We start from the raw sequence: 23,679 nt of genomic DNA, 5'->3' as shown, positions 1-23,679 counted from the left end.
CGGCCGGCGGGTTCTCCAAAACGAGCGGAGAGGGAAGAGGAGATTTTTCGATGAGTTTCAAAGTTGCAATCGTCGGGGCCACGGGCAATGTGGGCCGGGAAATGCTCAATATACTGGAAGAGCGCGGCTTTCCGGTGAGCGAGGTGGTAGCGCTGGCCTCGCGGCGCAGCCAGGGCACGGAAGTGTCGTTCGGCGACCGCACTCTGAAGGTCAGGGCGCTCGACCAATATGATTTTTCCGACACCGACATCTGCATCATGTCGGCCGGCGGCAACGTCTCGAAGGAATGGTCGCCGAAGATCGGCAAGCACGGCTGCGTCGTCATCGATAATTCGTCGGCCTTCCGCTACGACCAGGACGTGCCGCTGATCGTGCCGGAAGTGAACCCGGACGCGATTTCGCTGTTCACGCGCAAGAACATCATCGCCAATCCGAACTGCTCGACGGCGCAACTGGTCGTGGCGCTGAAGCCGCTGCACGACTTCGCCACCATCAAGCGTGTCGTCGTCGCCACCTATCAATCGGTCTCCGGCGCCGGCAAGGAAGGCATGGACGAGCTGTTCACGCAGACGCGGGCCGTGTTCGTCGCCGATCAGGTCGACGTCAAGAAGTTCACCAAGCGCATCGCCTTCAACGTCATCCCGCATATCGACGTCTTCCTCGACGACGGCTTCACCAAGGAAGAGTGGAAGATGGTCGCCGAGACCAAGAAGATGCTCGACCCCAAGATCAAGCTGACGGCGACCTGCGTGCGCGTGCCGGTGTTCATCGGCCATTCGGAAGCGGTCAATATCGAGTTCGAAAAGCCGATCACCGCCGACGAGGCGCGCGATATCCTGCACGATGCGCCGGGCTGCCAGGTCTTGGACAAGCGCGAGGACGGCGGCTACATCACGCCGCTGGACTCGGCCGGCGAGGACGCCACCTTCATCTCGCGCATCCGCGAGGATTCGACCATCGACAACGGCCTGTCGATGTGGATCGTCTCCGACAATCTACGCAAGGGCGCGGCGCTCAATGCCATCCAGATCGCGGAGCTGCTGATCGAGCGCGGGCTGATCCAGCCGAAGAAGAAGGCGGCTTAGTTTTCGCTCAGCGTACTGTTCGCTCACGGGCCCGTATCGCTGCTGACGCGGCTGGCCCTCGGCGGGGCGCCGGACGACCGGCGGCCCGCAGTCGCGGGCCTATAGTATGAGCATTGCCGCCAAAGTCGTGCTGCGTCCGGCTACGAGTTCGGATGCAGGCGTCATTGCGAAGATCATGCGGGCGGCGCTTGCGTCGTTCGACTGGATGCCGGTCATGCACACGCCGGACGAGGACCTGGCCTTCGTTGCCGGCACCGTGCTGGCGCGGCAGCGCGCGACAGTCGCCGAAGCCGACGGGGCCATAGTCGGCTTCATCGCCGTTAGCGGTGAATGGATCGAGCAGCTCTATCTCGATCCTGGCTGGACCGGCCGAGGCATTGGCAGCCGGCTGCTGACGCAGGCGATCGCCAGCTTGCCGGTCGTGAAACTATATTGCTTTCAATCGAATACCGGCGCCCGGCGCTTCTATGAGCGCCATGGCTTTCGTGTGGAAGCTCTCCGCGGCGGCTCGAACGATGAAGAGGGCCTGCCGGATATTTTTTATGTCCGAAGGCGCTGACCTTCAGCCTGTGCTCTCCACCGCGAGTTTCCGCAGCATATCCATCGCCTCCTCCGCCCGGTCGGCGGGGACGAACAGATGGTCGTGATAGAAGGCCGAGACCGGATTGACGCCCATGCCGGCCGCGGCCAGACGCGTGGTGATGGTTGCGAGGAAGCCCACCGCCTCCAGCGACGAATGGATGTCCAGCGTCACCATCCGGCAAGAAAACACGGCTTCCAGGCCAGCCGCCCTGGCCTTCTCTTCACGCACGATCAGCGTCGTGCCCTCGCGCTCGCGAAACAGCATCACCGGATCGAGAGAGTCAGGCGCCGGCGCGTCTGGCGGCAGCGTGACGAAGACATGGACGCCGGGACGCAATTCCGGCGTCATCGTTGCCAGAAGTTTCTTCAGATCGGTCTCGCCGGCCATCGATTTGCTCCCGAATGTCTCGCGGATTTTTCGATAGCGCGCTCTGCCCCAAGCCGGCAAGACGACATTGCCATGTCGCTGGCGGCTGGGCTTGTGCGTGTATTGCATGCACAATGGAACCGATCGGGATCATTGCCGGTTCGTGAAAGGGGTTTCGATGATCGTTCGCCCGCGCCCGGGATTCTTGCATCTGTTCTTCATCATGCGCGGCTCGGTGGTGCCACGCATCCTGCCGCAGATCTTCGGCTTCGGCGTCTATGGCGCACTGGTGGTGCTGGCGGTCAGGGCGCTGAGGCTCGATTTCGGCAATGCCGGCCCGGCGCCGTTCGCCTTGCTTGGTGTGGCGCTGTCGATCTATCTCGGCTTCCGCAACAATGCCGCCTATGACCGCTGGTGGGAGGCGCGCAAGCTATGGGGCCAGCTTGTCTTCGACATTCGCAATCTGGCGCGCGCCAGCACCGGGCTGATCGAAAACCGGGTCGAATTGCGCGGCCTGTTGATGGAGGCGATCGCCTTCTGCCACTTCTTGCGCGGTCTGCTCAGGCGGGTGGACGCAACATCCGACGCGCGCGCGTTCATCGGCGACGAAGCCGAAAGTGCCGCCAAGCTAGCCAACCCACCCGACGCCATGGTGCGACGGATGGGCGAGCGAGCCGCGGCGCTGTACAAGGCCGGCGCAATCGATGTCATGGGCTACCGCATCCTCGACGAGCGCCTGTCGAAAATCGCTGCAGCGCAGGCCGGTTGCGAGCGCATCATGGGAACACCGCTCCCGTTTGCCTACACGCTGCTCCTGCAGCGCACCGCCTATATCTTCTGCCTGCTGCTGCCGTTTGGGCTCGCCTCCACTGCCGGCTGGGTGACGCCGCTGTTCACGGCGCTGATCGCCTACACCTTCTTCGGCCTCGACGCGCTTTCGGAAGAACTCGAGGACCCGTTCGGCACCGAGGCCAACGATCTCGCCCTCGACGGCCTGTGCCGCGTCTGTGAAATCTCGGTGTTCGAGGCGCTCGGCGAGGCGCCGCCCAAAATGATTCCTGCCGAAAAATTCTATTTTTCTTAAAGCGCGTCGCAGTTTTGGGCGATATCCATCAGGATTTGCCCCTGTGTGCGACGCTCACCGCAGCACCGTGCGCCCAAAAAATCGCAGGGGTGTCGGATCGTCGCCTCACGCCGCGTCCTTGGGTTCGGGTCCCGGCGAAGAGAGCCAGTGCTCGAAACAGCGGAAGGGAACATCAATGACCATTTCTCAAGCATCCGTCACGCCGGGCGCGCTGTGGGCAGGTCGTGGGCTCAGCGCCCTCATCGTGCTGTTCATGATCCTCGACGGCGTCATCAAGCTGCCGCCGCTCGATATCGTTACCCAGACCATGGTGCAGCTCGGCTGGCCGGCCGATCCCATCGTCTCGCGCATGCTCGGTATCATCGGGCTGGTCTCGACCGCGCTCTATGCGGTGCCGCGCACCTCGGTGCTCGGCGCCATCCTGCTCACCTTCTATCTCGGTGGCGCCATCGCGACCCACGCGCGCCTCGGCAGCCCGCTGTTCTCGCATACACTGTTCGGTGTCTATCTCGGCATCATTCTGTGGGGTGGCCTTTTCCTGCGCGATCGCAGGGTGCGCGCGCTGATCCCCTTCACCTGATAGGCGATCCGTTCAAGCGGAAAACGGCTGGAGGCCGCCGTTATTCCGCAAAACGGATCAAATTCCGCATCCGCGCGTTATCGATGCACGGCGGGTAGGAGGCGTTTCCCGTGCGGGAGGAACGACAAATGAGAAAGACGATGCTTTTGATGGCCCTGCTGGTGCCGCTCGGCGCCTGCTCGCAAACGGAAAAGGGCGCGGCGGTCGGTGGCCTAGGTGGCGCGGCTGTCGGCGCTGCCGTGGCAGGCGATCCGGTGGAAGGCGCTGTCATTGGTGGCGCTGTCGGCGCCGTGGCTGGCGCGCTGATCGGTCGTGCCAGTGAAAGCGGCCAGTGCCGCTATCGCGATCGCTACGGACGCGTCTACGTCGCCCGCTGCCCGCAAGGTTACTGATCGGGCCGCGTCATTAGTCGGACGGAATAGCAAAACGGCGGGCAAGGCGCCCGCCGTTTCGCGTAGGGGACAGAAAGCGAATTATTCGGCGGTCGCGGCTTCCGCCTCGGCCGGCGCGGCTGCCGCAGCGGCGACAGCGGCGGCTGCATCTTCCTGCGCCTTCTTCAGGAGGGCGGCGCGTTCCTGCGCCTTCTTGCCGGGCTCGGCCTTCTTTGGGTTGGAGCGAGCCTCGCGCTTGGCGATGCCGGCCTCGTCGAGGAAGCGCAGCACGCGGTCGGTCGGCTGGGCGCCGTGCGAGAGCCAATGCTTGACGCGGTCGGCGTCGACCTTGACGCGCTCACCGTCCTTGGGCAGCAGCGGGTTCCACGAGCCGAGCGACTCGATGAAACGGCCGTCGCGCGGCGAACGGGCGTCGGCGACGACGACGTGGTAATAGGGACGCTTTTTCGAGCCCGCACGGGCCAGTCGGATTTTCAGTGGCATTTCTTTTCTCCTAAAACTCTGATTTTCGTTGATCGGGATTACGGCTTGTCTCAGCCGGTTTTCGTTGCGCCGTTGGATGCGGCGATGTGCTCGTGATGCCGGATCACTTCGCGGACGACGAAATTCAGGAATTTCTCCGCGAAATCCGGGTCGAGATGCGCGTCCCTCGCCAGTTGGCGAAGGCGGGCGATCTGCTGCTGCTCGCGCGCCGGGTCCGCCGGCGGCAGGCCGTGCGTCGCCTTCAGCACGCCGACCGCCTTGGTGCAGCGGAAACGCTCGGCCAGCATGTGGATGAGCGCTGCGTCGATGTTGTCGATCGAGGCGCGGTAGTCGGCCAGCGCCGCATGGGCGTCGGCCATGTCCTTTTCTTCGTTCATCGCGCCCTCACTTCTTCTTGCCGAGTCCGGGCAAACTACCGCCAGATCCCGGCAAACCAGGAAGCTTCATGCCGCCGGGCAGCCCAGGCAGGCCGCCACCTCCGGGTAGGCCGCCGGGAAGGCCCTTCATGCCGCCGAGACCGGCCGCCTGCGCCTGCTTCTGCAAGGCTTCGAGCTGCTTGGGGTCCATCTTGGACAGGTCCGGCATGCCGCCGCCCATCATGCCGCCCGGACCGCCCATGCCGGGCATCATGCCGCCCAGCCCCATCTTCTGGGCCAGGCCGCCCATCATGCCGCGCATCAGGCCGCCGCCTTTGCCTTTGCCGCCCATCGCCTTCATCATGTCGGCCATGCCGCGGTGCATCTTCAGGAGCTTGTTGATCTCGGCCGCATCGGTGCCGGAGCCGGCGGCGATACGTTTCTTGCGCGAGTGCTTCAGAATATCGGGGTTGGCGCGCTCGGCCTTGGTCATCGACGAGATGATGGCGAGCTGGCGACCGAACATCTTGTCGTCGAGACCGGCGGCGGCCATCTGGTCCTTCATCTTGCCCATGCCCGGCATCATGCCCATGATGCCGCCCATGCCGCCCATCTTCGACATCTGCTGGAGCTGGCCGGCAAGGTCGTTGAGGTCGAACTTGCCCGACTGCATCTTCTTGGCCATCGCCGCCGCCTGTTCGGCGTCGATGTTTTCGGCGGCTTTTTCGACGAGGCTGATGATGTCGCCCATGCCGAGGATGCGGTCGGCGATGCGCTTGGGATGGAATTCCTCCAGCCCGTCCATCTTCTCGCCCGTACCGATCAGCTTGATCGGTTTGCCGGTGACGGCGCGCATGGAGAGTGCCGCACCACCACGGCCGTCGCCATCCATGCGGGTCAGCACCAGGCCGGTGATGCCGACGCGCTCATCGAAGCTTTTCGCCAGGTTGACGGCGTCCTGGCCGGTCAGCGAATCGGCGACCAAAAGGATTTCGTGCGGCGACGACACCTTCTTGATGTCGGCCATTTCGACCATCAGCGGCTCGTCGATGTGAGTGCGGCCAGCGGTGTCGAGGATGACGACGTCATGGCCGCCGAGCTTTGCCGCCTGCACGGCACGGCGGGCGATGTCGACCGGCGTCTGGCCGGCGACGATCGGCAGCGTGGCGACCTTGACCTGCTCGCCGAGTTGCCGGAGCTGCTCCTGCGCGGCGGGACGCCGCGTGTCGAGCGAGGCCATCAGGACCTTCTTGTTCTGACGCTCGGTGAGGCGCTTGGCGATCTTGGCGGACGTCGTCGTCTTGCCCGAGCCCTGCAGACCGACCATCATGACGACCACCGGGGCCGGTGCATTGAGGTCGATGGCGACGCCCTCGGCGCCCAACATCTCGACCAGTTCGTCATGGACGATCTTGACGACCATCTGGCCGGGCTTGATCGACTTCACCACGGCGGCGCCAACGGCCTTCTCGCGCACCTTGTCAGTGAAGGAACGCACCACTTCCAGCGCCACGTCGGCCTCGAGCAGCGCACGGCGCACCTCGCGCAGCGCCGCCGAGACGTCGGCCTCGGACAGAGCACCGCGGCCGGTCAGGCCATTCAGGATCGAACCAAGGCGCTCCTGCAGGGACTCAAACATTGGTCAAACCGCCGTGCGAGAGCGCCTTGGATTCATGCCGATCCCCGTCGGGCCTGCGGCCCTCCACGCCTCTTGTGCGTTCTTGCAGCGATTCAAACATTCTTTTTCCTTTTCCCTGGCACCCGGATGGTGCCCGAGAGGTAATGTGTTCGCGCCCAGTGTCCAAGCAAAAGCCAAAAAGCACCCGGGGGCGCACAGCGCTGCCGGATGTTGGCCTCCAGGATCGATTTACAGCACGTCACCTCAAAAGAGGCTTCGGCGTCCTGGTCGGCTTGCTCAGAGGGATACTCGTCGCGGAATTTCGCGGCGTGTAGACAGGAAATCGGCCGAGGAGTCAAGGTGCGGGCCGAATACGGTCGCTGCAACACAGCTTAATCGGCCGGCAAGCTTGATCCGCTGGGGTGTGAAATATCCGGCTCGACCTTCAGCGGCGAGCGCGGATGAAGCAGAAGCAGGATCGTCAACAGGCTGCAGACGATGCCGATCGCCGCGATGAGGACGGCGTCAAGCGTCGTCCAGCCGGGGCCTTCGAGCGGCTTGGCATTGAACAGGGCGAACGAATTATAGCTTTGCTGATGCGAAATCAGCAGGAAACCGGTCAGGTTGTTGCCGAGATGGGCGCCAAAGGCAGCACCGAGATTGCCCGTGGCGTAGACCACAAGCGTCAGCAGCAGCGCAAAGGCGGCGATCGAGGCCAGCACGCAGGCGTTGATGGCAGCAGTCGAGCCGGGGGTCCAATGCATTGAAGTGAACAAAAGTCCTGGCAGCAGCGCCCAGATGAGGGGATTTTGTAACCGATTGGCTAGGCCCCTCAAGAGATAGCCGCGGAACAGCACTTCCTCGGACGAGGTCTGCAGCAGGGTCAGCGCAACGATCGGGATAAGAAACAGCAGCCAGGACGACAGGGCGATCGCACCGCGCGCAATGTCGGGCTGCAAGAGATAGAGCAGGATCTCGGAGAGCAGCGATGTGAGCAGCACCGCAGCCAGTCCCTTAAGGAATCCCGAGCGCGAAACCCGGCCGCTGGTGCCGATCAGCGCCATCAGCGGCTCGCGATGGACCCAGCGCATGGCAGTCCACAGGCCGATCCAGATGCCGGCGAAGGAGGCGAGCGCGGCAAGAATCCCGGCTGGCGACGCCATGAAGTCCTGCACCGTACCCGATGATGCCTGCCACAGCGCGAAAAGATAGCCGCCGCCGAGCAGCACGACCATGGTCGTCGCGACCCAGAACAGGGTGACAATCGCCGTTCCGAGCAACAAGCGCGGCAAGGTCGTCTTGGCGTTGGGAGAGCGGCGGTAACGCTCGAAGGCATCTGGATCGATCGTCACGCGGGTTCACAGGCTGGTGCTTCGGTTTGGATGATCTATGTGATCGGCATCTTGCGCGCAATCTCCCCGTCCGAGCAACGATGCCGGACCACTCGGGTTATGACAATGTTCGATGACGGCGGCCGCCGGTGGCACGTGCCCGGCGGCCGCCCTGTTGGTTGGTGGTGTCAGCGCTCGACGTACATGATGCGTCGGGTGCCCGGATCGACCAGCGCCGGTTGGTCGTTCACATAGACATAGCGGTAGTCGTAGTCCGGAATCTCCCGCAGCTCGACGGTATCGGGCAAGATCGCGCCCGGAACCACTTCGCCCTCGAGATAGACCGGGTCGAGCCGGTTCGTGTCGATATAGGTGCGAACTTCGGCCGGCGGCCGCCTAATGGGCTCGATCGGCTCGGCGGAAACGATTGTTCCGGTATAGGTGTCGGAATACTCGCTGTCGGCGGGCGCTTCGACGATGGAAATCTCGGCGTCGGCCGGGCGACGGGTCAGAACGACCTCGTTGCCGCCGAAATCGGCCGTCACGTAATCGGAATAGATCCAGCCCTGGCCATTGGCCTCGGCAATGGTGCACCATTTGCTGTTTTCGATGCAGCCCTCGAGCGTTGCCGACTGACCGGCGGCAAGCGTGCCGATGACCGGGTATTGCGGGCCGGGGCCGGCGCGCACGTTGAGATCGGCAACGGCCGAGACGGCGGTTTCGGCCAAGGCTGCACCCGACATGGCGACTAGCGCTCCAGCGACGGCAGGAAGCAGTATGCGGTTCATGATTTCGCTCCGTTTTCGTAATCCCTCGCGAACGAAAACGAAACAAGACCTCATGCGTTCCGGCTAAAATGCCTCGGCCGGCTCACGTTTTATTCCAGTTTCTTTCGCTACGCCGTTCAGGAGTTCGTGGACGAAAGCCAGCTTTTGCGCGGTCACCTCCGAGATGACGAAAGGATAGAGGTCGGGTAGGCCCATGCAGCGGTTGATCGAGTTGGACGCTTCTGACAGCACCAGCCAGCGGGCGAGGATCTTTTCGAACGGCTCCGGTACGGCGACAGGTTCCGACGGCGCCGGCTGTAGCTCACCGCCGGTATCGCTGCGCGGCAGGCCGTTGGCCTCCACGGTTTCCAGCCGGCCGAGCGGAAAATTCAGCGCATGCACCATCTCCAGCGTGTCGGTGATGTGCAGATAGTGTGCCCATGTCTCGGCCCAATCCTCCCAGGGATGGGACGTGGCATAGGCCGAAATGTGGCCCTGCTGCCAGTCGGGCGGCGCGCCATTGGTATGGTAGGTCTTCAGCGCCTGCTCGTAATCGGCGCGCTCGTCGCCGAACAGTGCGCGGAAGGCGACAAGCCTTTGCGGGTCGTCGCGGATCAGGCGGTCCCAATAGTAGTGGCCGAGCTCGTGGCGGAAATGGCCGAGCAAGGTGCGGTAGTTCTCGCCCATCTCGACGCGCCGCTTTTCGCGCTCGGCCGAGTCCGCCTCGGCGACGTTGAGCGTGATCAGGCCGTTGTCATGGCCGGTCAGGATACGCTCGCCACCCGGACCGCCGATCGGATCGGCGAGGAAGTCGAAGGCGAGGCCGGCCTCGTCGCCGGCGTTCTGCTTGGGTGCGACCGGCAATCCTGTGGCGAGCAGCGAATAGATGGCCCGCTTCTTTGCCGCTTCGACGCGGATCCAGCGACGGCGGTTGCCATCGACCGAAAGGTCTGGGATCAACTGGTTCAGCATGCAGGCGCGGCAGAAGGCATGGCCCGGTTCCGCCTTCCAGTTGCAGGCGCACTCGTCGGCGTTGGTGCATTGGAAAACGCCGTCGGCGCCGGATAACGCGAAGCGCCCATGCCCGGGATCGTAGAGCACGGAGCTGGCGCAGTTCAGGCACTGGGCGTTCTCGAAATAGAGGCGGTGGCCGCAATGCGGGCAATCGAAGAGCTTCATGTCAGTCTCAAATTATCAGGCCCGGATATAGTGCGGAGCGGCATATCGCCCAAACGCCCGTGAGCAACCAGCGTTCCTGCCGATGCTATTTTGCCGCAAGCTGGGCGGCGACCGTCCTCGCCACCGCCTCGCCCGACAGCCTGGCGCCGCCGCAGGTCTGCATCAGCGGACCGGCCAGATGCTCCCCGGCGAAGAAGATCTTTTCCGCCACCGGCTGCATCAGCGCGGCGCGCGCGCCCGAACGGCCGGGGCGGGCCGCCGCATAGGCGCCGCGCACGAACCGCTCGCCGCCCCAATTGGTCATCATGGCGCGTCCGACATGTTTTCGAATGTCGCCGCCGAAGATGCTGCATAGCCGGTCGACGACGAAGTCGATGCCTGCCGCCTCGCCTGCCGCCGACATCTCCCAGGCGAAATCGCCGCCGACGAAACCGACCATCAGGTCGAGATCGAAGGGAAAGCAAAGAAAGTAGATGTCGTGCCTGGCCAGCCGCTCGATCAGCAGGTCGTCGAATGGCTCAAGCCCCAGCCTTGTGCCCCTGATTTCGACCGGCAGCTTGGTCAGCATGCCCATCGGCAGGTCGAAGAAGGCAGCGAAATGCGCGTCGGGCAGCGCCGGCGAGAATTCGATCTCCTCGAAAGCGAGCACCGCCGGCGAAGCGGTGACGATGGCTGCCTTGGCGCGAATGGTGCCACGATCGGTTACGCAGGCGACGCCAGGCACGTCCCAGAGGATTTTCCGCACCGGTGTCGACAGCTCGACCGGCACGTCGGCACCGAAACGGGCGACCAAGGCGCCAAATCCCTCCTTGGTGAAATAGTTCGGGTCGAGATCGGCGGCGGCCTGAAAATCGCGGATCGATATCTCGTCCTCGTCGGCACCGAAATCCATCGGCCCGGCGAAGGTGGCGGCGGCGCGCGGTGCATGGCCTCTGGCGAGCAACACCGAAAGGCGGTCGTCGTCACCATCCTTCACCTCATGCGCGGCCAGCATTTCGAACAGCCTGATATCGGCCACCTTCATCGCGGCCTCTTCGTCCTCGCTCGCCTTTCGGTTGCGATAATAGAGATGGTCGACATTCATGTCGTGATGGTGCAGCGTCCAGCGGGCGGCTTGCGCCTCGGGAAAGTAGGGATTGCGGTCGGCCGCGTGCAGCCAGGCGCAGCCGATGTCGAAAGGAACGCCGAAATGCCGATCGCTGGTCCAGGCGCGGCCGCCAATGCGGCTCATCGCTTCGAACAGCTTGAAGGAAACGCCGGCTGCGCGCAGGGTCTTGGCGGCGGAAAGTCCCGCCGAGCCGGCGCCAATGACCACGACATCAACGTCTTCCATGAATATTCTGGCCCCGCCACAATAATTACTTGATCGTAAGCAAGTTCTCCGGCATTCGCCAGCGCTGCTGTGGGAACGCGTAAACGACTTCTTAGCGCGTCGGCTCGAAAATCGGTTCCGATTTTCGGAAAGCACGATGCGCAGGTTCTAACCCTGGGAGCGACCTGCGTCCAAGCGGACGCAGGTCGCTCCAACGGTGACAAGCGGGCGTTTCGCTGGCAAATTCGTATTTGGGACGTGATTGAGGCAACCAGGAGAGCAACATGGCATTTCTTGCCAAGGGAAAGATTTTCGCGGCGGCGGCATCGATGATGCTTGCGGCGGCGACAGGCGCACAGGCCGCCCAGTGCGGCAACACCGGTGCGGGTTTCGAAGCGTGGAAGGCTGAGTTCGCCGCAGAGGCGAAGGCCAACGGTGTGGGCTCGAAGGGTCTAGCCGCTCTGGCGAACGCGCGCTACGCAACGAAGACGATCTCCGCCGACCGCGCTATCCATAAGGCTTTCAGTGGCTCGGTGGACGCTTTCATGAAGCGCCGTGGCGCTTCCGCGATCATTTCCAAGGGCCGTTCGCTGAGGAAGTCGAACGCGGCGCTGTTCGACAAGATCGAACGGACCTACGGCGTGCCGCCGGGTGTGTTGCTCGCCATCTGGGGTATGGAGACTGGCTTCGGTTCCTACTTGGGCAAACAGAATACGGTCTCCGCCATTTTAACCCTTACCTATGATTGCCGCCGCCCGGAGTTCTTTTACCCGCATGGCGTTGCGGCCCTGAAGCTGGTTGATCGCGGAGCGTTGAGCGCCTCGTCGGTCGGCGCCATGCATGGCGAGATTGGCCACACGCAGTTCCTGCCGGGAAATGTTCTGAAGTATGGGGTCGGCAACAGAAATCTGCGCGACAAGAGCACGGCATTGGCTTCCACTGCCAACTTCCTCAAGGGCCATGGCTGGCGGGCCGGCGCGAGTTATGAGGCGAATATGGGCGCAATTGCCGGCTGGAATTCCGCGAGCGTCTACCAGCAGGCCATCGCCCGCATGGCCACGGCGATCGATGCCGACTGATAGAAATCTCTAATCAATGCAAAGCCCCGGTCCCGATGAACTGACCCCCGAAGGTTAGACACAACCTTCGGGGTCAGTTCATCTCTCGGCCGGGTTTCCTGAGCCGTTTCAGCGTTGATGGGGGTCGGCCCCCCGCTGTTCGGATATCAACCCTTGCGGTTGCGCGCGGCAAGCGTCCTGAGCCTCAGCGCGTTGAGGCGGATGAACCCTTCGGCGTCCTTCTGATCGTAGGCGCCGCGGTCGTCCTCGAAGGTGACCAGCGCGTCGGAATAGAGCGTCTTCTTCGACTTGCGGCCGGTGACGATGACGTTGCCCTTGTAGAGCTTCAGCCGCACCGTGCCTTCGACATCTTCCTGGCTCTTGTCGATCATCGCCTGCAGCATCAGGCGCTCGGGCGCGAACCAGAAGCCGTTGTAGATCAGCTCGGCGTAGCGCGGCATGAACTCGTCCTTGAGGTGGGCAGCACCTCGGTCGAGCGTAATCGATTCGATCGCCCGGTGGGCTGATAGCAGGATGGTGCCGCCGGGAGTTTCGTAGACGCCGCGCGATTTCATGCCGACGAAACGGTTCTCGACAAGGTCGAGCCGGCCGATGCCGTTGTCGCGGCCGAGATCGTTAAGTGCGGCCAGCATCGTCGCCGGTGACAGCTTCTTGCCATCGAGCGCGATCGGATCGCCCTTCAGGAACTCGATTTCGATCTCGGTGACCTTGTCCGGTGCGTCCATCGGCGAAATGGTGCGCTGGTGGACAAATTCCGGCGGCTCGCTCCACGGGTCTTCCAGCACTTTGCCCTCGGAAGACGAGTGCAACAGGTTGGCGTCGACCGAAAACGGCGCCTCGCCCTTCTTGTCCTTCGGCACCGGAATCTGGTGCTGCTCGGCGAAGTTGATCAGATCGGTGCGCGACTTGAAGGACCAATCGCGCCATGGCGCGATGACCTTAATGTCGGGGTTCAGCGCATAGGCCGAAAGCTCGAAACGGACCTGGTCGTTGCCCTTGCCGGTCGCGCCGTGGGCGATGGCATCGGCGCCGGTCTCCCTGGCGATCTCGACCAGATGCTTCGAGATCAGCGGGCGGGCGATCGAGGTGCCTAGCAGATAGGTGCCTTCATAGACGGCGTTGGCGCGGAACATCGGGAAGACGAAGTCGGATACGAATTCCTCACGAACGTCCATGATGCGGATGTCCCTGATGCCCATCATCTCGGCCTTGCGCCGCGCCGGCTCCAGCTCGCCGCCCTGGCCGAGATCGGCGGTGAAGGTGACGACCTCGGCGCCGAGTTCGGTCTGCAGCCATTTCAGGATGATGGAGGTGTCGAGGCCGCCGGAATAGGCGAGCACGACTTTCTTGACGTTTTTTGGTTTCGACATGCTGGGGGACATCTTGACGGTTCCGCGACAGGGGTTCTCGCCGGGCGAGGTATCACGGCGTTTCCGGACTGCGCAAGAGACGAAGGGTACGACAGGCACACTGGATCAGTTATTGCGCGAGCCAGTCGCTGGCACAGGCACCGTGCTTGCGCTATAGGCTGCGCTGTCTTACGCCTCCTTGGGGCCGCCCATGTCCTTCATTCCCGATACCACCACGCTGATCCAGTTCGCCATCGCCACCGTGATCCTGGCGATCACGCCGGGGCCTGACATGACGCTGTTCGTGTCGCGCACGCTGAGCCATGGCCGCGCCACCGGCTTTGCCTCGATGGCCGGCGCTCTGTGCGGCACGCTGATCCACACCACACTGGTGGTGGTCGGCATCTCGGCGCTGATCGTCGCCTCGCCGGCGGCCTTTTTTGTCCTGAAGATTTTCGGCGCCGCCTACCTCGTCTTCCTGGCATGGCAAGCGATCACCAGGGGATCGGCCTTTTCACCGGAGAAGAAGACCGGGCCGCGGAAGATCTCGCTGTTTCGCAGCTGGGCGGCGGGGCTCGGCGTCAATCTGCTCAATCCGAAGATCATCCTGTTCTTCATGACCTTCCTGCCGCAGTTCGTCTCGGCGCACGACCCGAACGCGCCCGGAAAGCTGTTCTTTCTCGGCGCGATGTTCGTCGTGCTGTCGATCCCGGTAACGGCGCCGATGGTGCTGGCGGCGGAAAAATTCTCGGCGGCGATGAAGGCCAGCCCGCGCGTCACGCGCGTCGTCGACTATCTGTTCGCTGGCGTGTTCTCGGCCTTCGCGCTCAAGATCCTGACGGCTCAGGCGAAGTAGGGCTTAGCCGATCTGCCGCCAGGTTCCGGCCCAGCGTCCGGCGCTCAGCCAGTAAAAAATTCCGCCGATCATGCCGCAACCGATTACGGCGGCAACGGCGCGGGGGTCGGTGACCTCGAAATTGGCATCGGTCGTCTGATAGGCGAAGCCGAGGAAAACCACCGCGACCGCCGCGCCCGCCAGCGCGTAGAACAGCCAGTCGCGCCGGCCGAGGATTTCGGAGACGAGGATGACGATCGCTGCCGGCATGAAGGCGAAATAGGCGACGAACAGCGCGACGAATGGAACCGAAAAATACAGCGAAGCAGTCGCCGTAGGGTGCGCGTGCTCCGGCGTGTAGCCTAGCGACGCCAGGAACATGATGTTGAGGAAAGCGCTGGCCGCCAGCGAGGCGACGCTATAGCCGATCAGGATGACGGCGAAGCGGATGAGATAGGCAACGAGTCGGTTCACGCCTCGCCGTGCCCCGCGATCATCATAGCTTCCAGCGCCAGCCGGTCGGCCTTGCGCATGCGCTCCGACTCCGACTTGAGCTGGCCGCAGGCAGCCAGGATATCACGGCCGCGCGGCGTGCGGATCGGCGAGGCATAGCCGGCATTGTTGATATAGTCGGCGAATTTCTCGATCGTCTCCCAGTCCGAGCACTGGTAGTTGGTCCCCGGCCACGGGTTGAACGGGATCAGATTGATCTTGGCCGGAATGCCCTTGAGCAGCTTGATCAGGCCCTTGGCGTCCTCGAGCGAATCGTTGACGTCCTTCAGCATCACATATTCGAAGGTGATGCGCTTGGCGTTCGACAGGCCGGGATAGGCGCGGCAGGCGGCGATCAACTCCTTCAATGGGTACTTCTTGTTGATCGGCACCAGCAGGTCACGCAGATCGTCATTGGTGGCGTGCAGCGAGATCGCCAGCATGACGCCGATCTCCTCGCCGGTGCGGAAGATCTCCGGCACGACGCCGGAGGTCGACAGCGTGATGCGCCTTTTCGATAGGGAAAGCCCGTCGCCGTCGGACGCGATCAGCAGCGCCTTCTTCACCGCTTCGAAATTGTAGAGCGGCTCGCCCATGCCCATCATGACGATGTTGGACACTTTCCGGCCCTCGGCCGGCACGATGGCGCCGTCTGGCGTGTCGCGGTTAGGGAAATCGCCGAGCCGGTCGCGGGCGGTCAAAAGCTGGGCGAGGATTTCCTCTGACGTCAGGTTGCGCACCAGCTTCTGCGTGCCGGTATGGCAGAAGGAGCAGGTCAGTGTGCAGCCGACCTGCGAGGAGATGCAGAGCGTGCCGCGTCCTTCTTCGGGAATGTAGACGGTCTCGATCTCAACCGGCCGGCCGGCGCCGCGCGGCGGAAAGCGGAAAAGCCATTTGCGCGTGCCGTCGGAGGAAATCTGCTCCTCGACGATCTCGGGTCTAGCGACGGTGAAATGCTTATCCAGCTCGGTGCGCAAATCTTTGGAGATGTTGAGCATGCCGGCGAAGTCGGAGACGCCGCGCACATACATCCAATGCCAGAGCTGCTGGGCGCGCATCTTGGCCTGGCGCTCCGGCACGATGCCTGATGCAACGAGGGCAGCGCCAAGCTCGACGCGCGTCAAGCCGATCAGCGACGGCTTTTCAGGCGGCGTGGCGCGGGCGCGCAACGGGTCACGGGCGCCTTCGGCGGTGAGATCGAACGACAGGGTCATTGTTGGGCCAATATAAGTGGTTTGCGGCCGATTTCAGCATCGTGCTGGAAATGAAGCGCGGCGCATAGCACAGGTTGACGGCGGAGTCATGCGGTGACGAGGTCGGCACGCAACCAGAAGCGGTGGGCGGAAACGGCGCAGACATCCGTGCAGGAGTAAGCGGAACAGTAAAAAAAAGCCGGGCTTGCGACCCGGCTTTTCATTCAAACTCTGTTTGGGCTAGGCGGCATGCTCTAGTTGCACTTGGCGATGGACGACAGCGCCGCCGAAATGCCCTTCAGCGAAAAGACATAGGTGGTGGTGTTGCCGCGGCCGGATTTCGCCTGCACCTTCATGTCGCTGCCGGATTTCATCGCGGCGATCAGCACCGGCTCCTCGGCGGCGTTCTCGACCCAGGCCGACTTGCCGCGCGTGAACATCGAAAAGCTCTTGCCGTCGATGGTGACGGTGGCCTTGGAACCTTCCTGGAAATTGTAGCCGGCGATGAATTGCGGCTCGTAAGACACCTGCTGTCCCGGCCGCTGGCTGACGAAGAAGAACATGTCGCCGTGGTCAAGCGTTGGCGGCTGCTTGTCGGTCGGCACGGTCAGCACATAGCAAACCTTGCCGGCCGACGCCTGGTAGCTGTAGGTGCCCCAGGCATTATGCTGGCCGATCTTGGTTGCCGACTGCGCCAGTGCAGGCGCTGTCATGGCCACCAGGACCAGGCTCGAAATTGTAGCAATCAATCCGCGCATCGCTTTTCCTGTATTCCAAATGGTGCGGAGGCAGGCCGGCTCGGCGTCCTGCCCGTCGCTTCATTTTGATTTAATCTGGGTTACCAAACGGTGAATTTCCTTCAGGAAAAGGACATCCACCCCAGGGAACCCGCCGCCATTTCCGCGCCGCCTCCCAAAAAGCGGCAATCGCAATGTCCCTTTGGCGACTTGGAGGCCACGAAAGCGGCGAGAGTTTGACTTTTGCGCCTCAGCTCCTATCGGCGAGCGCCTGCTTGGCGGCGAGCCGGTGCGCGGGCGTAATATGGGCTTTGACGGTTGTGATCGCGGCGGTCAGCACAGCGATGTCGTCGGTAAAGCCCAGTCCGAAGACGAAGTCTGGAATGACGTCCGTCGGCAGCACGAAATAGCCAAGCGCCGCCACCAGGATGCCCTTGGCGCGCAGCGGCGTGTTCTTGTCCATGGCACAGTAGTAGGCAGCGACCAGCTCTTCCATGAACGGAATCTGCCTGGCAGCCTTCTTGGCCGTGCTCCAGAATATCTCGCGCACGTCGCTCTCGTCGCCGAGCTTGTCGCCAAAGCCGAAGAAATCAAAACCGGATTTTTGCGCCATCAGGTTCTCCTAACGAGGCTGTGCGTATCGTTCCACACGCGCCTGCCAGCGGAAAATGTGGTGAAAGCGCTGCCCCTCTGCAAGAGTTCAATTGAGTCGGCCCGAAAATCGGTTCCGTTTTCTTGCTCCGCTGACCTTCGGCTCGGAAAAGCGCGACGCATGGATTCAAAGCGTCAAAGCGTCCTTTGCGCGTCCAAAAGGACGCGCGCCCTAATCGAAATAGCGATCCATCTCCTTGGCCAGTTCGAAATCGAGCGCGGTCAGGCCGCCGGCATCGTGGGTGTTGAGCGTCACGTTCACCGTCTTGTAGATATTCGACCAGTCTGGGTGATGGTCCATCTTCTCCGCCGCCAAGGCGACGCGGGTCATGAAGGCGAAGGCTTCAGAGAAATCCTTGAAGATGAAGGTGCGCGTGATCGAGCCGCCATCCCTGCCCAGCGACCAGCCGTCGAGGCGGGCCAACGCCTCAGCTGCCGCCTCCTTGCTCAGTTTCTCTCTCGCCATGCTCGCTTCCCGTGCTATCTGGATTCGCAGTCCTCAGCATAGTGCCGGATCGATGAGCGCAAAGCCGATAAAATCCATTCTTTTTGTCTGTCTTGGCAATATTTGCCGCTCGCCATTGGCGGAGGGCGTGTTGCGCGCCGTCCTGGCGGAGCGCGGCCTCGATCAGCATATCCTGCTCGATTCGGCCGGAACCAGCGACTGGGAAGCCGGCTCAGCACCAGACCCGCGCTCGATGTCGATCGCAGAGCGGCACGGTATCGATATTTCCAGACAGAGGGCGCGCAAGCTGACGCCAGACGATTTTTCCCGTTTCGACCTTATTCTAGGCATGGACCGATCGAATCTCCGGGATCTGAAAGCGCTAGCGCCCGCCGCCATGCGCCACCGTGTCCATCTGTTCCTGGAGTTCGCGGTCGGAAGGGTGAGCGACGTGCCGGACCCCTATCACGACGGGCCGGACGCGTTTGCCTCGGTCTACCGCATGATCCGCGAAGCGTCGGAGGCGTTGGCGATGCGGATCGAGGCGCGGCTGTCGGCACCCGATAATGGCCAGGCCTCCTCGACGATGTAGGGACCGCCACCCACGGAATCGCGCGACGACATCAGGACAAAGCGACCGACACGGAAGGGCAGCGTCGAAAAATTGCCGCGTGCCGACAGGTATTGGGCGACGTCGAGCGGGCTCGAATTGCGTAAGCGTGCCAGCGTCACATGCGGCATGAACTTGCGGGGGTCGGCAGGGATACCGAGGCGCTGGCAGATGCGCTCGATCTCGCTTTGCAGCGCCGAAAGATCAGGCGAGGCGGAAACGCCGGCCCACACCGCATGCGGTTTTTTCTGGCCGAAGGCGCCGACGCCGGACAGCGTCAACGAGAAGGACGGGCGATGGACGCGGTCGAGTGCGTTGGCGATCTCGTCGGCGACATGGCCCTCGACATCGCCGATGAAGCGTAGCGTCAGATGGTAGTTCTCGACGTCGATCCAGCGGGCTCCGGGCAGGCCGCCCCGGAGCAGGGACAGCGAAAGGGCGGCGTCACGGGGTATTTCGAGGGCGGTAAAAAGACGCGGCATGGCAAGCCTCCTGTCCTCGAATCGAACTCTTGTCCCTAGCGAATCATCGATAATCGAGCGGGGCAAGTGGTTTGTTGGTCGCAGCCCCACCTAAATCTTCTCCCCAACCCATCAGCCCGAAAGAAACCGATTTGCCTGCGCTGATCTTCGGATTGGAAAGCACGATGCGTATTTTTGTGCGTCCAGGTGTTTGCACGTTGCTCCGACGGAACGCATGCTGCCACCGAACTCTTCTTCCTCAGGAATTGTCTTGCACTGCTGTGATGGCCTTTTCGACGGCCGGCAGGATGCGCTCGACCATAAGGTCGACGCCCCGCGCATTCGGGTGCAGGCCATCTAGCTGCAAGGCGGGCTTGCCGGCGACGCCGTCGAGAAAGAACGGATAGAGCGGGACGCCGTATTTTTCCGCCAGTTCCGGGAAGATCGCGTCAAAGCCATTCTGGTAGTCGGCGCCGAGATTGGGTGCGGCGCGCATGCCGGCCAGCAGCACGGCGATCTTGCGCTGCTTCAGCTTCGCCAGCATGGCGTCCAGATTCTTTCGCGTGATGTCGGGAGAAACGCCACGCAGCATGTCGTTGGCGCCGAGCTCGAGAATGACGAGTTGCGTGCTGTCCGGCACCGACCAGTCGAGCCGCGACAGGCCGCCACTCGATGTATCGCCGGAAACGCCTGCATTGGCGACCGTCACATCGTGGCCCTTGGCGCGAAGTGCTGCCTCAAGTTTTTGGGTGAAGCCTTCGTCCGGCCCGAGGCCAAAGCCCGCCATCAGGCTGTCGCCGAAGCCGACGATCTTGAAGGGTTCGGCGCGCGCCGACGAAATGGCGCCGCAAATTCCGAGAAAAAGGATGAAGGCTGCGGCAAGAGTGTGTTTGAAAGCCATGCGGCAGGCCCCATATGACCAAGGACATCTTGTTGGCGGCAGGCCGAATTCCGGCCTCCCCTCATCCCATATAGGACGATTTCATTTTGACAGAAGCCGTCATCGCGCTGAAAGACGTATCGCTGACGCTCGGTGAAGGAGCGTCTTCCGTCCATGTGCTGAAAGGCGTCAGCCTCGACATGGCGAGCGGCGAGGCAACCGGTATCGTTGGGCCGTCGGGCTCGGGAAAGTCAACGCTGCTGATGGTTCTTGCCGGCTTGGAAAGGGTCGATTCGGGTACGGTACGAATTGCCGGCGAATTGTTGAATGACAAGAGCGAAGACCAGGTCGCATCGTTTCGTGGCCGAAACATCGGCATCGTCTTCCAGTCCTTCCATCTCATACCCAACATGACGGCGCTTGAAAATGTCGCAGTGCCGCTGGAACTTGCCGGCCATGCCGATCCGTTTGGAGTGGCGGCGCGCGAGCTGCAGGCGGTGGGCCTGACTGACCGCGTCACCCATTATCCCGGCGAATTGTCCGGCGGCGAACAGCAGCGTGTGGCGATCGCCCGGGCGCTGGCGCCTTCGCCGCGCATCCTGATCGCCGACGAGCCGACCGGCAATCTCGATCAGACGACGGGGCGGCAGGTCGCCGATCTTTTGTTCGCCAAGGCGGCCGAGCGCGGCATGACGTTGGTGCTTGTAACTCACGATCCGGCGCTCGCCGCACGCTGCTCAAGGCAGGTTTCGATGCGGTCGGGCCGGATCGAGGACGCGCCGTTGCTCAAAGTGACAGCGTAGCGTGATGGCGGACAAGGCCTCCTCATCCGGCCCTTCGGCCCACCTTCTCCCCGAGGGGAGAAGAGATCGCCAACGCCGGCGTCAGCCTCTTCTCCCCAGTGGGGAGAAGGTGGCCGCGCAGCGGCCGGATGAGGGGGTTGCCTGGTCGCGCACGCTGAAGCTCGCCATCCGCTTCTCGCTGCGCGAAATGCGCGGCGGGCTGTCCGGCTTCCTGATCTTCCTTGCCTGCATCGCGCTTGGTGTCGCGGCGATCGGCGGCGTCAATTCGGTGGCCCGGGCGATTACCGCCGGTGTGGCCAACGAAGGTCAGTCGCTGCTCGGCGGCGATCTTCGTTTCCAGCTCAATCAGCGCGCCGCGACGGAAGCGGAACATGTCTTTCTCGACGGGTTGGGCGGGGTTTCGCACAGCGCCAACATGCGCTCGATGGCGCGGCTCGAGGATGGCTCCGACCAGGCGCTGGTCGAGGCCAAGGCGGTCGATGGAGCCTATCCGCTCTATGGCGCGCTGGAGACCGAGCCGGCGCTGTCGAAGCAGGAATTGTTCAGCGAAAAATCCGGTGTCTTCGGCGCTGCCGCACCCGACCTCTTGTTCGAGCGGCTGAATCTTGGGATTGGCGACCGGCTAAAGCTCGGCAGCGCCACATTCGAACTGCGCGCCAGGCTCGTCAACGAGCCGGACGCGGTGTCCGACGGTTTCGGCTTTGCGCCGCGGCTGATGATCTCGACGGAAGGGCTTGCCGCTTCCGGCCTGATCCAGCCCGGCAGCCTGGTCGAAAATGCCTACAAGATCCGCCTGCCCAGCGGCACCAGCGAAGCGCGCATCAAGGCGATCCAGGATCAGGCCACGGAGGATTTTCCCGAGGCCGGCTGGTCGATCCGCACGCGCAGCAACGCGGCGCCGGCGTTGTCCTCCAACATCGAACGGTTCTCGCAGTTCCTGACTCTGGTCGGGCTGACAGCGCTGGTGGTTGGCGGCGTCGGCGTGGCCAATGCGGTGCGCGCCTATCTCGACGGCAAGCGCGGCGTCATCGCCACCTTCAAGAGCCTGGGCGCTTCGGGCGGTTTCGTCTTTGCCGTCTATCTCGTGCAGATCCTGATGATCGCCGCCCTCGGCATCGCGCTCGGGCTTGTGCTTGGCGCGCTGATGCCGTTCGCGGCCAGCGCGGCACTCCAGTCCGTCATTCCGGTGCCGGCGGAAGGCGGGTTCTATCCCGGCGCGCTGGGCATGGCGGCGCTGTTCGGTCTGCTGGTGACGCTGGCTTTCGCCTTGCTGCCACTTGGCCGTGCGCGCGACGTGCCGGCGACGGCACTGTTTCGCGAAATGGGTTTTGAGGGCCGCGGTTTTCCGCGTCCGCTCTACATGGCGGCGGCGGTCGGCATCGCGCTGTTCCTGGCGGCGCTGGCCATCCTGTTTTCCGGCGACCGCCGCATCGCTTCGATCTTCGTCGGCGCCACCATTCTTGCCTTCCTGGTGCTGCGCATCGTCGGCGCTCTGGTTCAGTGGGCCGCCAAAAAAAGCCCGCACGTTCGCTCGACGGTGCTCAGGCTCGCCATCGGCAACATCCATCGGCCGGGTGCCTTGACGCCATCGGTGGTGCTGTCGCTGGGACTGGGGCTGACGCTTCTGGTGACGCTGGCGCTGATTGACGGCAATCTCAGGCGGCAGATCTCCGGCAGCCTGCCGGAACGGGCGCCGAACTTCTTCTTCGTCGACATCCAGAGCAGCGATGTCGACGCGTTCTCCGCGCTGGTCGGCAAGCAAGCGCCGCGGGGCACGCTGGTCAAGGTGCCAATGCTGCGCGGCCGGGTGATGGCGCTGAACGGCGTCGACGTCGACAAGGTCAAGGTCCCGGCGGAAGGGGCCTGGGTGCTGCGCGGCGATCGCGGGCTGACCTACGAAGCCAGGTTGCCGCAGAATGCGACGCTGACCGAAGGCGCATGGTGGCCGGACAATTATGCTGGCGAGCCGCTGGTGTCGTTTTCGGCCGAGGAAGGTGCGGAGATCGGGCTGAAGCTCGGCGACACCGTCACCGTCAACGTGCTTGGCCGCAACGTGACGGCGAAGATCGCCAATTTCCGCCAGGTCGAGTGGGAGACGATGGGCATCAACTTCGTCATGGTGTTCTCGCCCAACACATTTGCCGGCGCGCCGCATAGCTGGCTGGCGACGCTGACCGAAAAGGGCGCGTCAGGGGCGGACGATGCCCGTGTTCTCAACGCCGTCACCCGTGCCTTTCCCGCAGTGACGACGGTCAGGGTCAAGGACGCCCTCGACATCGTCAACCGGCTGGTGGCGCAACTCGGCACCGCGATCAGAGCCGCGGCCGGCGTGGCGCTGATCGCCTCGGTACTGGTGCTGGCTGGCGCGCTCGCCGCTGGCAACCGCGCCCGCATCCACGATGCGGTGGTGCTGAAGACGCTGGGCGCCACCAGGAAGACGCTGATCGCGGCCTTTTCGCTGGAATATTTGCTGATCGGCCTCGCCACCGCGATCTTCGCGCTGGCGGCAGGCGGCGTCGCGGCATGGTTCGTTGTCGCACGCGTCATGACGCTGCCATCGCATTTCATGCCTGATGTGGCGGTGGCAACCATTGTCTTTGCGCTGGTGGTCACGGTCGGCATTGGCCTCGCCGGCACTTGGCGGGTGCTGGGCCACAAGGCGGCGCCGGTGCTGCGCAATCTCTGATCCGCAAGGATTTGCGGGTCCAACGCGACCGCAGCGCCAAGTGTTCCTGGACGTGCAAAGAACGCCAGCACTTTGATTTTCGCGCATGATGCCTGTCGAAAATCGGTAGATTCTCGCGGTCATGCGACCGGGTTTTGATTAAATCTGGTTAATGTTGCGCTTGAAGGGCCAATAAAACCGGATTTCCGGCACTTCACGAAGCATTACGTCCGGTTACGCTCTTGTTCTTGACGCCAAGAACCATCATATTTCGCCGCAGGCATGCTGGAGCCCCGCCAGCGGCGCCTGGGTTCAAAATGGACCTGACACCGGACGGGGCAGA

General features: G+C 63.1%; 25 protein-coding genes and 1 pseudogene. 10 read left to right on the top strand and 16 right to left on the bottom strand.

Features of this window, described 5'->3' with window-relative positions:
* The first annotated feature begins 50 nt into the window (after window positions 1–50).
* Together EJ066_RS06825 and EJ066_RS06820 are read left to right on the top strand one after the other, a co-directional pair.
* Entirely contained in the window at window positions 51–1,085 is a 1,035-nt protein-coding gene (locus EJ066_RS06825) for an aspartate-semialdehyde dehydrogenase (RefSeq protein WP_126036106.1), read from the top strand.
* A 106-nt stretch (window positions 1,086–1,191) separates the two neighbouring features.
* Window positions 1,192–1,644, top strand: a complete 453-nt coding sequence (locus EJ066_RS06820) for a GNAT family N-acetyltransferase (RefSeq protein WP_126036104.1) — start codon at window positions 1,192–1,194, stop codon at window positions 1,642–1,644.
* A 3-nt stretch (window positions 1,645–1,647) separates the two neighbouring features.
* On the opposite strand, the gene EJ066_RS06815 is transcribed toward EJ066_RS06820, so the two are convergent.
* Window positions 1,648–2,055: an ACT domain-containing protein gene (locus tag EJ066_RS06815; protein ID WP_126036103.1), complete on the bottom strand. Its 408-nt coding sequence runs from the start codon at window positions 2,053–2,055 to the stop codon at window positions 1,648–1,650.
* Window positions 2,056–2,212: 157 nt separating this feature from the next.
* Here EJ066_RS06815 and EJ066_RS06810 point away from each other — a divergent pair, with 157 nt between their 5' ends.
* The 3 genes from EJ066_RS06810 (at window position 2,213) to EJ066_RS06800 (ending at window position 4,090) form a co-directional block, all read left to right on the top strand.
* A complete protein-coding gene (locus EJ066_RS06810; protein ID WP_126036101.1) occupies window positions 2,213–3,118 on the top strand; it encodes a bestrophin family ion channel in 906 nt (301 codons plus the stop codon).
* 175 nt (window positions 3,119–3,293) lie between these two features.
* Window positions 3,294–3,698 (top strand): DoxX family protein, encoded by a 405-nt coding sequence (locus EJ066_RS06805; protein ID WP_126036098.1) that lies wholly within the window; start codon window positions 3,294–3,296, stop codon window positions 3,696–3,698.
* 128 nt (window positions 3,699–3,826) lie between these two features.
* A complete protein-coding gene (locus tag EJ066_RS06800; RefSeq protein WP_126036096.1) occupies window positions 3,827–4,090 on the top strand; it encodes a YMGG-like glycine zipper-containing protein in 264 nt (87 codons plus the stop codon).
* An 81-nt stretch (window positions 4,091–4,171) separates the two neighbouring features.
* On the opposite strand, the gene rpsP is transcribed toward EJ066_RS06800, so the two are convergent.
* From rpsP to EJ066_RS06760, 7 genes are all read right to left on the bottom strand, one after another.
* Window positions 4,172–4,573: a 30S ribosomal protein S16 gene (gene rpsP / locus EJ066_RS06795; protein WP_126036094.1), complete on the bottom strand. Its 402-nt coding sequence runs from the start codon at window positions 4,571–4,573 to the stop codon at window positions 4,172–4,174.
* Between the two features lie 50 nt (window positions 4,574–4,623).
* Entirely contained in the window at window positions 4,624–4,950 is a 327-nt protein-coding gene (locus EJ066_RS06790; RefSeq protein ID WP_126036092.1) for a chorismate mutase, read from the bottom strand.
* 7 nt (window positions 4,951–4,957) lie between these two features.
* Window positions 4,958–6,568, bottom strand: a complete 1,611-nt coding sequence (ffh, locus tag EJ066_RS06785; RefSeq protein WP_126036090.1) for a signal recognition particle protein — start codon at window positions 6,566–6,568, stop codon at window positions 4,958–4,960.
* Between the two features lie 371 nt (window positions 6,569–6,939).
* Window positions 6,940–7,899 carry a type II CAAX endopeptidase family protein gene (locus EJ066_RS06775; protein WP_126036088.1) on the bottom strand — a complete coding sequence of 320 codons (960 nt, stop codon included), beginning with the start codon at window positions 7,897–7,899 and terminating at the stop codon, window positions 6,940–6,942.
* A gap of 167 nt (window positions 7,900–8,066) precedes the next feature.
* Window positions 8,067–8,666, bottom strand: coding sequence for a DUF1236 domain-containing protein (locus EJ066_RS06770; RefSeq protein ID WP_126036085.1), 600 nt, complete (start codon window positions 8,664–8,666; stop codon window positions 8,067–8,069).
* Window positions 8,667–8,729: 63 nt separating this feature from the next.
* Window positions 8,730–9,824: a putative zinc-binding metallopeptidase gene (locus EJ066_RS06765; protein WP_126036083.1), complete on the bottom strand. Its 1,095-nt coding sequence runs from the start codon at window positions 9,822–9,824 to the stop codon at window positions 8,730–8,732.
* Window positions 9,825–9,909: 85 nt separating this feature from the next.
* Window positions 9,910–11,157 carry an NAD(P)/FAD-dependent oxidoreductase gene (locus EJ066_RS06760; RefSeq protein WP_126036081.1) on the bottom strand — a complete coding sequence of 416 codons (1,248 nt, stop codon included), beginning with the start codon at window positions 11,155–11,157 and terminating at the stop codon, window positions 9,910–9,912.
* Between the two features lie 263 nt (window positions 11,158–11,420).
* On the opposite strand from EJ066_RS06760, the gene EJ066_RS06755 reads away from it, so the two are divergent.
* Window positions 11,421–12,215 (top strand): lytic transglycosylase domain-containing protein, encoded by a 795-nt coding sequence (locus tag EJ066_RS06755; RefSeq protein ID WP_126036079.1) that lies wholly within the window; start codon window positions 11,421–11,423, stop codon window positions 12,213–12,215.
* 146 nt (window positions 12,216–12,361) lie between these two features.
* Here the strand turns inward: EJ066_RS06755 and EJ066_RS06750 are convergent, their stop codons facing one another.
* Window positions 12,362–13,585: an argininosuccinate synthase gene (locus tag EJ066_RS06750; RefSeq protein ID WP_126036077.1), complete on the bottom strand. Its 1,224-nt coding sequence runs from the start codon at window positions 13,583–13,585 to the stop codon at window positions 12,362–12,364.
* 190 nt (window positions 13,586–13,775) lie between these two features.
* Here EJ066_RS06750 and EJ066_RS06745 point away from each other — a divergent pair, with 190 nt between their 5' ends.
* Window positions 13,776–14,420 (top strand): LysE family translocator, encoded by a 645-nt coding sequence (locus EJ066_RS06745; RefSeq protein WP_126036074.1) that lies wholly within the window; start codon window positions 13,776–13,778, stop codon window positions 14,418–14,420.
* On the opposite strand, the pseudogene EJ066_RS06740 reads toward EJ066_RS06745, so the two are convergent.
* The 5 genes and pseudogenes from EJ066_RS06740 to EJ066_RS06720 all read right to left on the bottom strand — a co-directional run bounded on the left by EJ066_RS06740 (window position 14,392) and on the right by EJ066_RS06720 (window position 17,938).
* Window positions 14,392–14,873, bottom strand: a pseudogene (locus tag EJ066_RS06740) (hypothetical protein). The gene EJ066_RS06745 and the pseudogene EJ066_RS06740 overlap by 29 nt on opposite strands.
* Window positions 14,870–16,105 carry a 23S rRNA (adenine(2503)-C(2))-methyltransferase RlmN gene (gene rlmN, locus EJ066_RS06735; RefSeq protein WP_126036070.1) on the bottom strand — a complete coding sequence of 412 codons (1,236 nt, stop codon included), beginning with the start codon at window positions 16,103–16,105 and terminating at the stop codon, window positions 14,870–14,872. The pseudogene EJ066_RS06740 and the gene rlmN overlap by 4 nt, the downstream one beginning before the upstream one ends.
* Before the next feature lie 233 nt (window positions 16,106–16,338).
* Entirely contained in the window at window positions 16,339–16,842 is a 504-nt protein-coding gene (locus tag EJ066_RS06730; protein WP_126036068.1) for an invasion associated locus B family protein, read from the bottom strand.
* Window positions 16,843–17,071: 229 nt separating this feature from the next.
* Window positions 17,072–17,434 carry a YkvA family protein gene (locus tag EJ066_RS06725; RefSeq protein WP_126036066.1) on the bottom strand — a complete coding sequence of 121 codons (363 nt, stop codon included), beginning with the start codon at window positions 17,432–17,434 and terminating at the stop codon, window positions 17,072–17,074.
* A gap of 210 nt (window positions 17,435–17,644) precedes the next feature.
* The gene (locus EJ066_RS06720; protein WP_126036064.1) at window positions 17,645–17,938 is read right to left on the bottom strand and encodes a 4a-hydroxytetrahydrobiopterin dehydratase; all 294 of its coding nucleotides are present in this window, start codon (window positions 17,936–17,938) and stop codon (window positions 17,645–17,647) included.
* A 52-nt stretch (window positions 17,939–17,990) separates the two neighbouring features.
* On the opposite strand from EJ066_RS06720, the gene EJ066_RS06715 reads away from it, so the two are divergent.
* The gene (locus EJ066_RS06715; protein ID WP_126036062.1) at window positions 17,991–18,509 is read left to right on the top strand and encodes a low molecular weight protein-tyrosine-phosphatase; all 519 of its coding nucleotides are present in this window, start codon (window positions 17,991–17,993) and stop codon (window positions 18,507–18,509) included.
* Here the strand turns inward: EJ066_RS06715 and thpR are convergent.
* Together thpR and EJ066_RS06705 are read right to left on the bottom strand one after the other, a co-directional pair.
* The gene (thpR, locus tag EJ066_RS06710; RefSeq protein ID WP_126036060.1) at window positions 18,413–19,009 is read right to left on the bottom strand and encodes an RNA 2',3'-cyclic phosphodiesterase; all 597 of its coding nucleotides are present in this window, start codon (window positions 19,007–19,009) and stop codon (window positions 18,413–18,415) included. The two genes, EJ066_RS06715 and thpR, sit on opposite strands and share 97 nt — an antisense overlap.
* A gap of 238 nt (window positions 19,010–19,247) precedes the next feature.
* Window positions 19,248–19,889 carry an arylesterase gene (locus EJ066_RS06705; protein ID WP_126036058.1) on the bottom strand — a complete coding sequence of 214 codons (642 nt, stop codon included), beginning with the start codon at window positions 19,887–19,889 and terminating at the stop codon, window positions 19,248–19,250.
* Between the two features lie 86 nt (window positions 19,890–19,975).
* Between EJ066_RS06705 and EJ066_RS06700 the strand changes: the two genes are divergently transcribed.
* Complete coding sequence (locus EJ066_RS06700) at window positions 19,976–20,671, top strand: ABC transporter ATP-binding protein (RefSeq protein WP_126036056.1); 696 nt, start codon at window positions 19,976–19,978, stop codon at window positions 20,669–20,671.
* A gap of 187 nt (window positions 20,672–20,858) precedes the next feature.
* Window positions 20,859–23,357: an ABC transporter permease gene (locus EJ066_RS06695; RefSeq protein WP_126043769.1), complete on the top strand. Its 2,499-nt coding sequence runs from the start codon at window positions 20,859–20,861 to the stop codon at window positions 23,355–23,357.
* Window positions 23,358–23,679 lie beyond the last annotated feature (322 nt).

This window comes from Mesorhizobium sp. M9A.F.Ca.ET.002.03.1.2 (assembly GCF_003952365.1).
Lineage (GTDB): Bacteria > Pseudomonadota > Alphaproteobacteria > Rhizobiales > Rhizobiaceae > Mesorhizobium.
The sequence above is the reverse complement of the archived record's forward strand: the minus strand, read 5'-3'. Positions and strand labels throughout refer to the sequence as shown.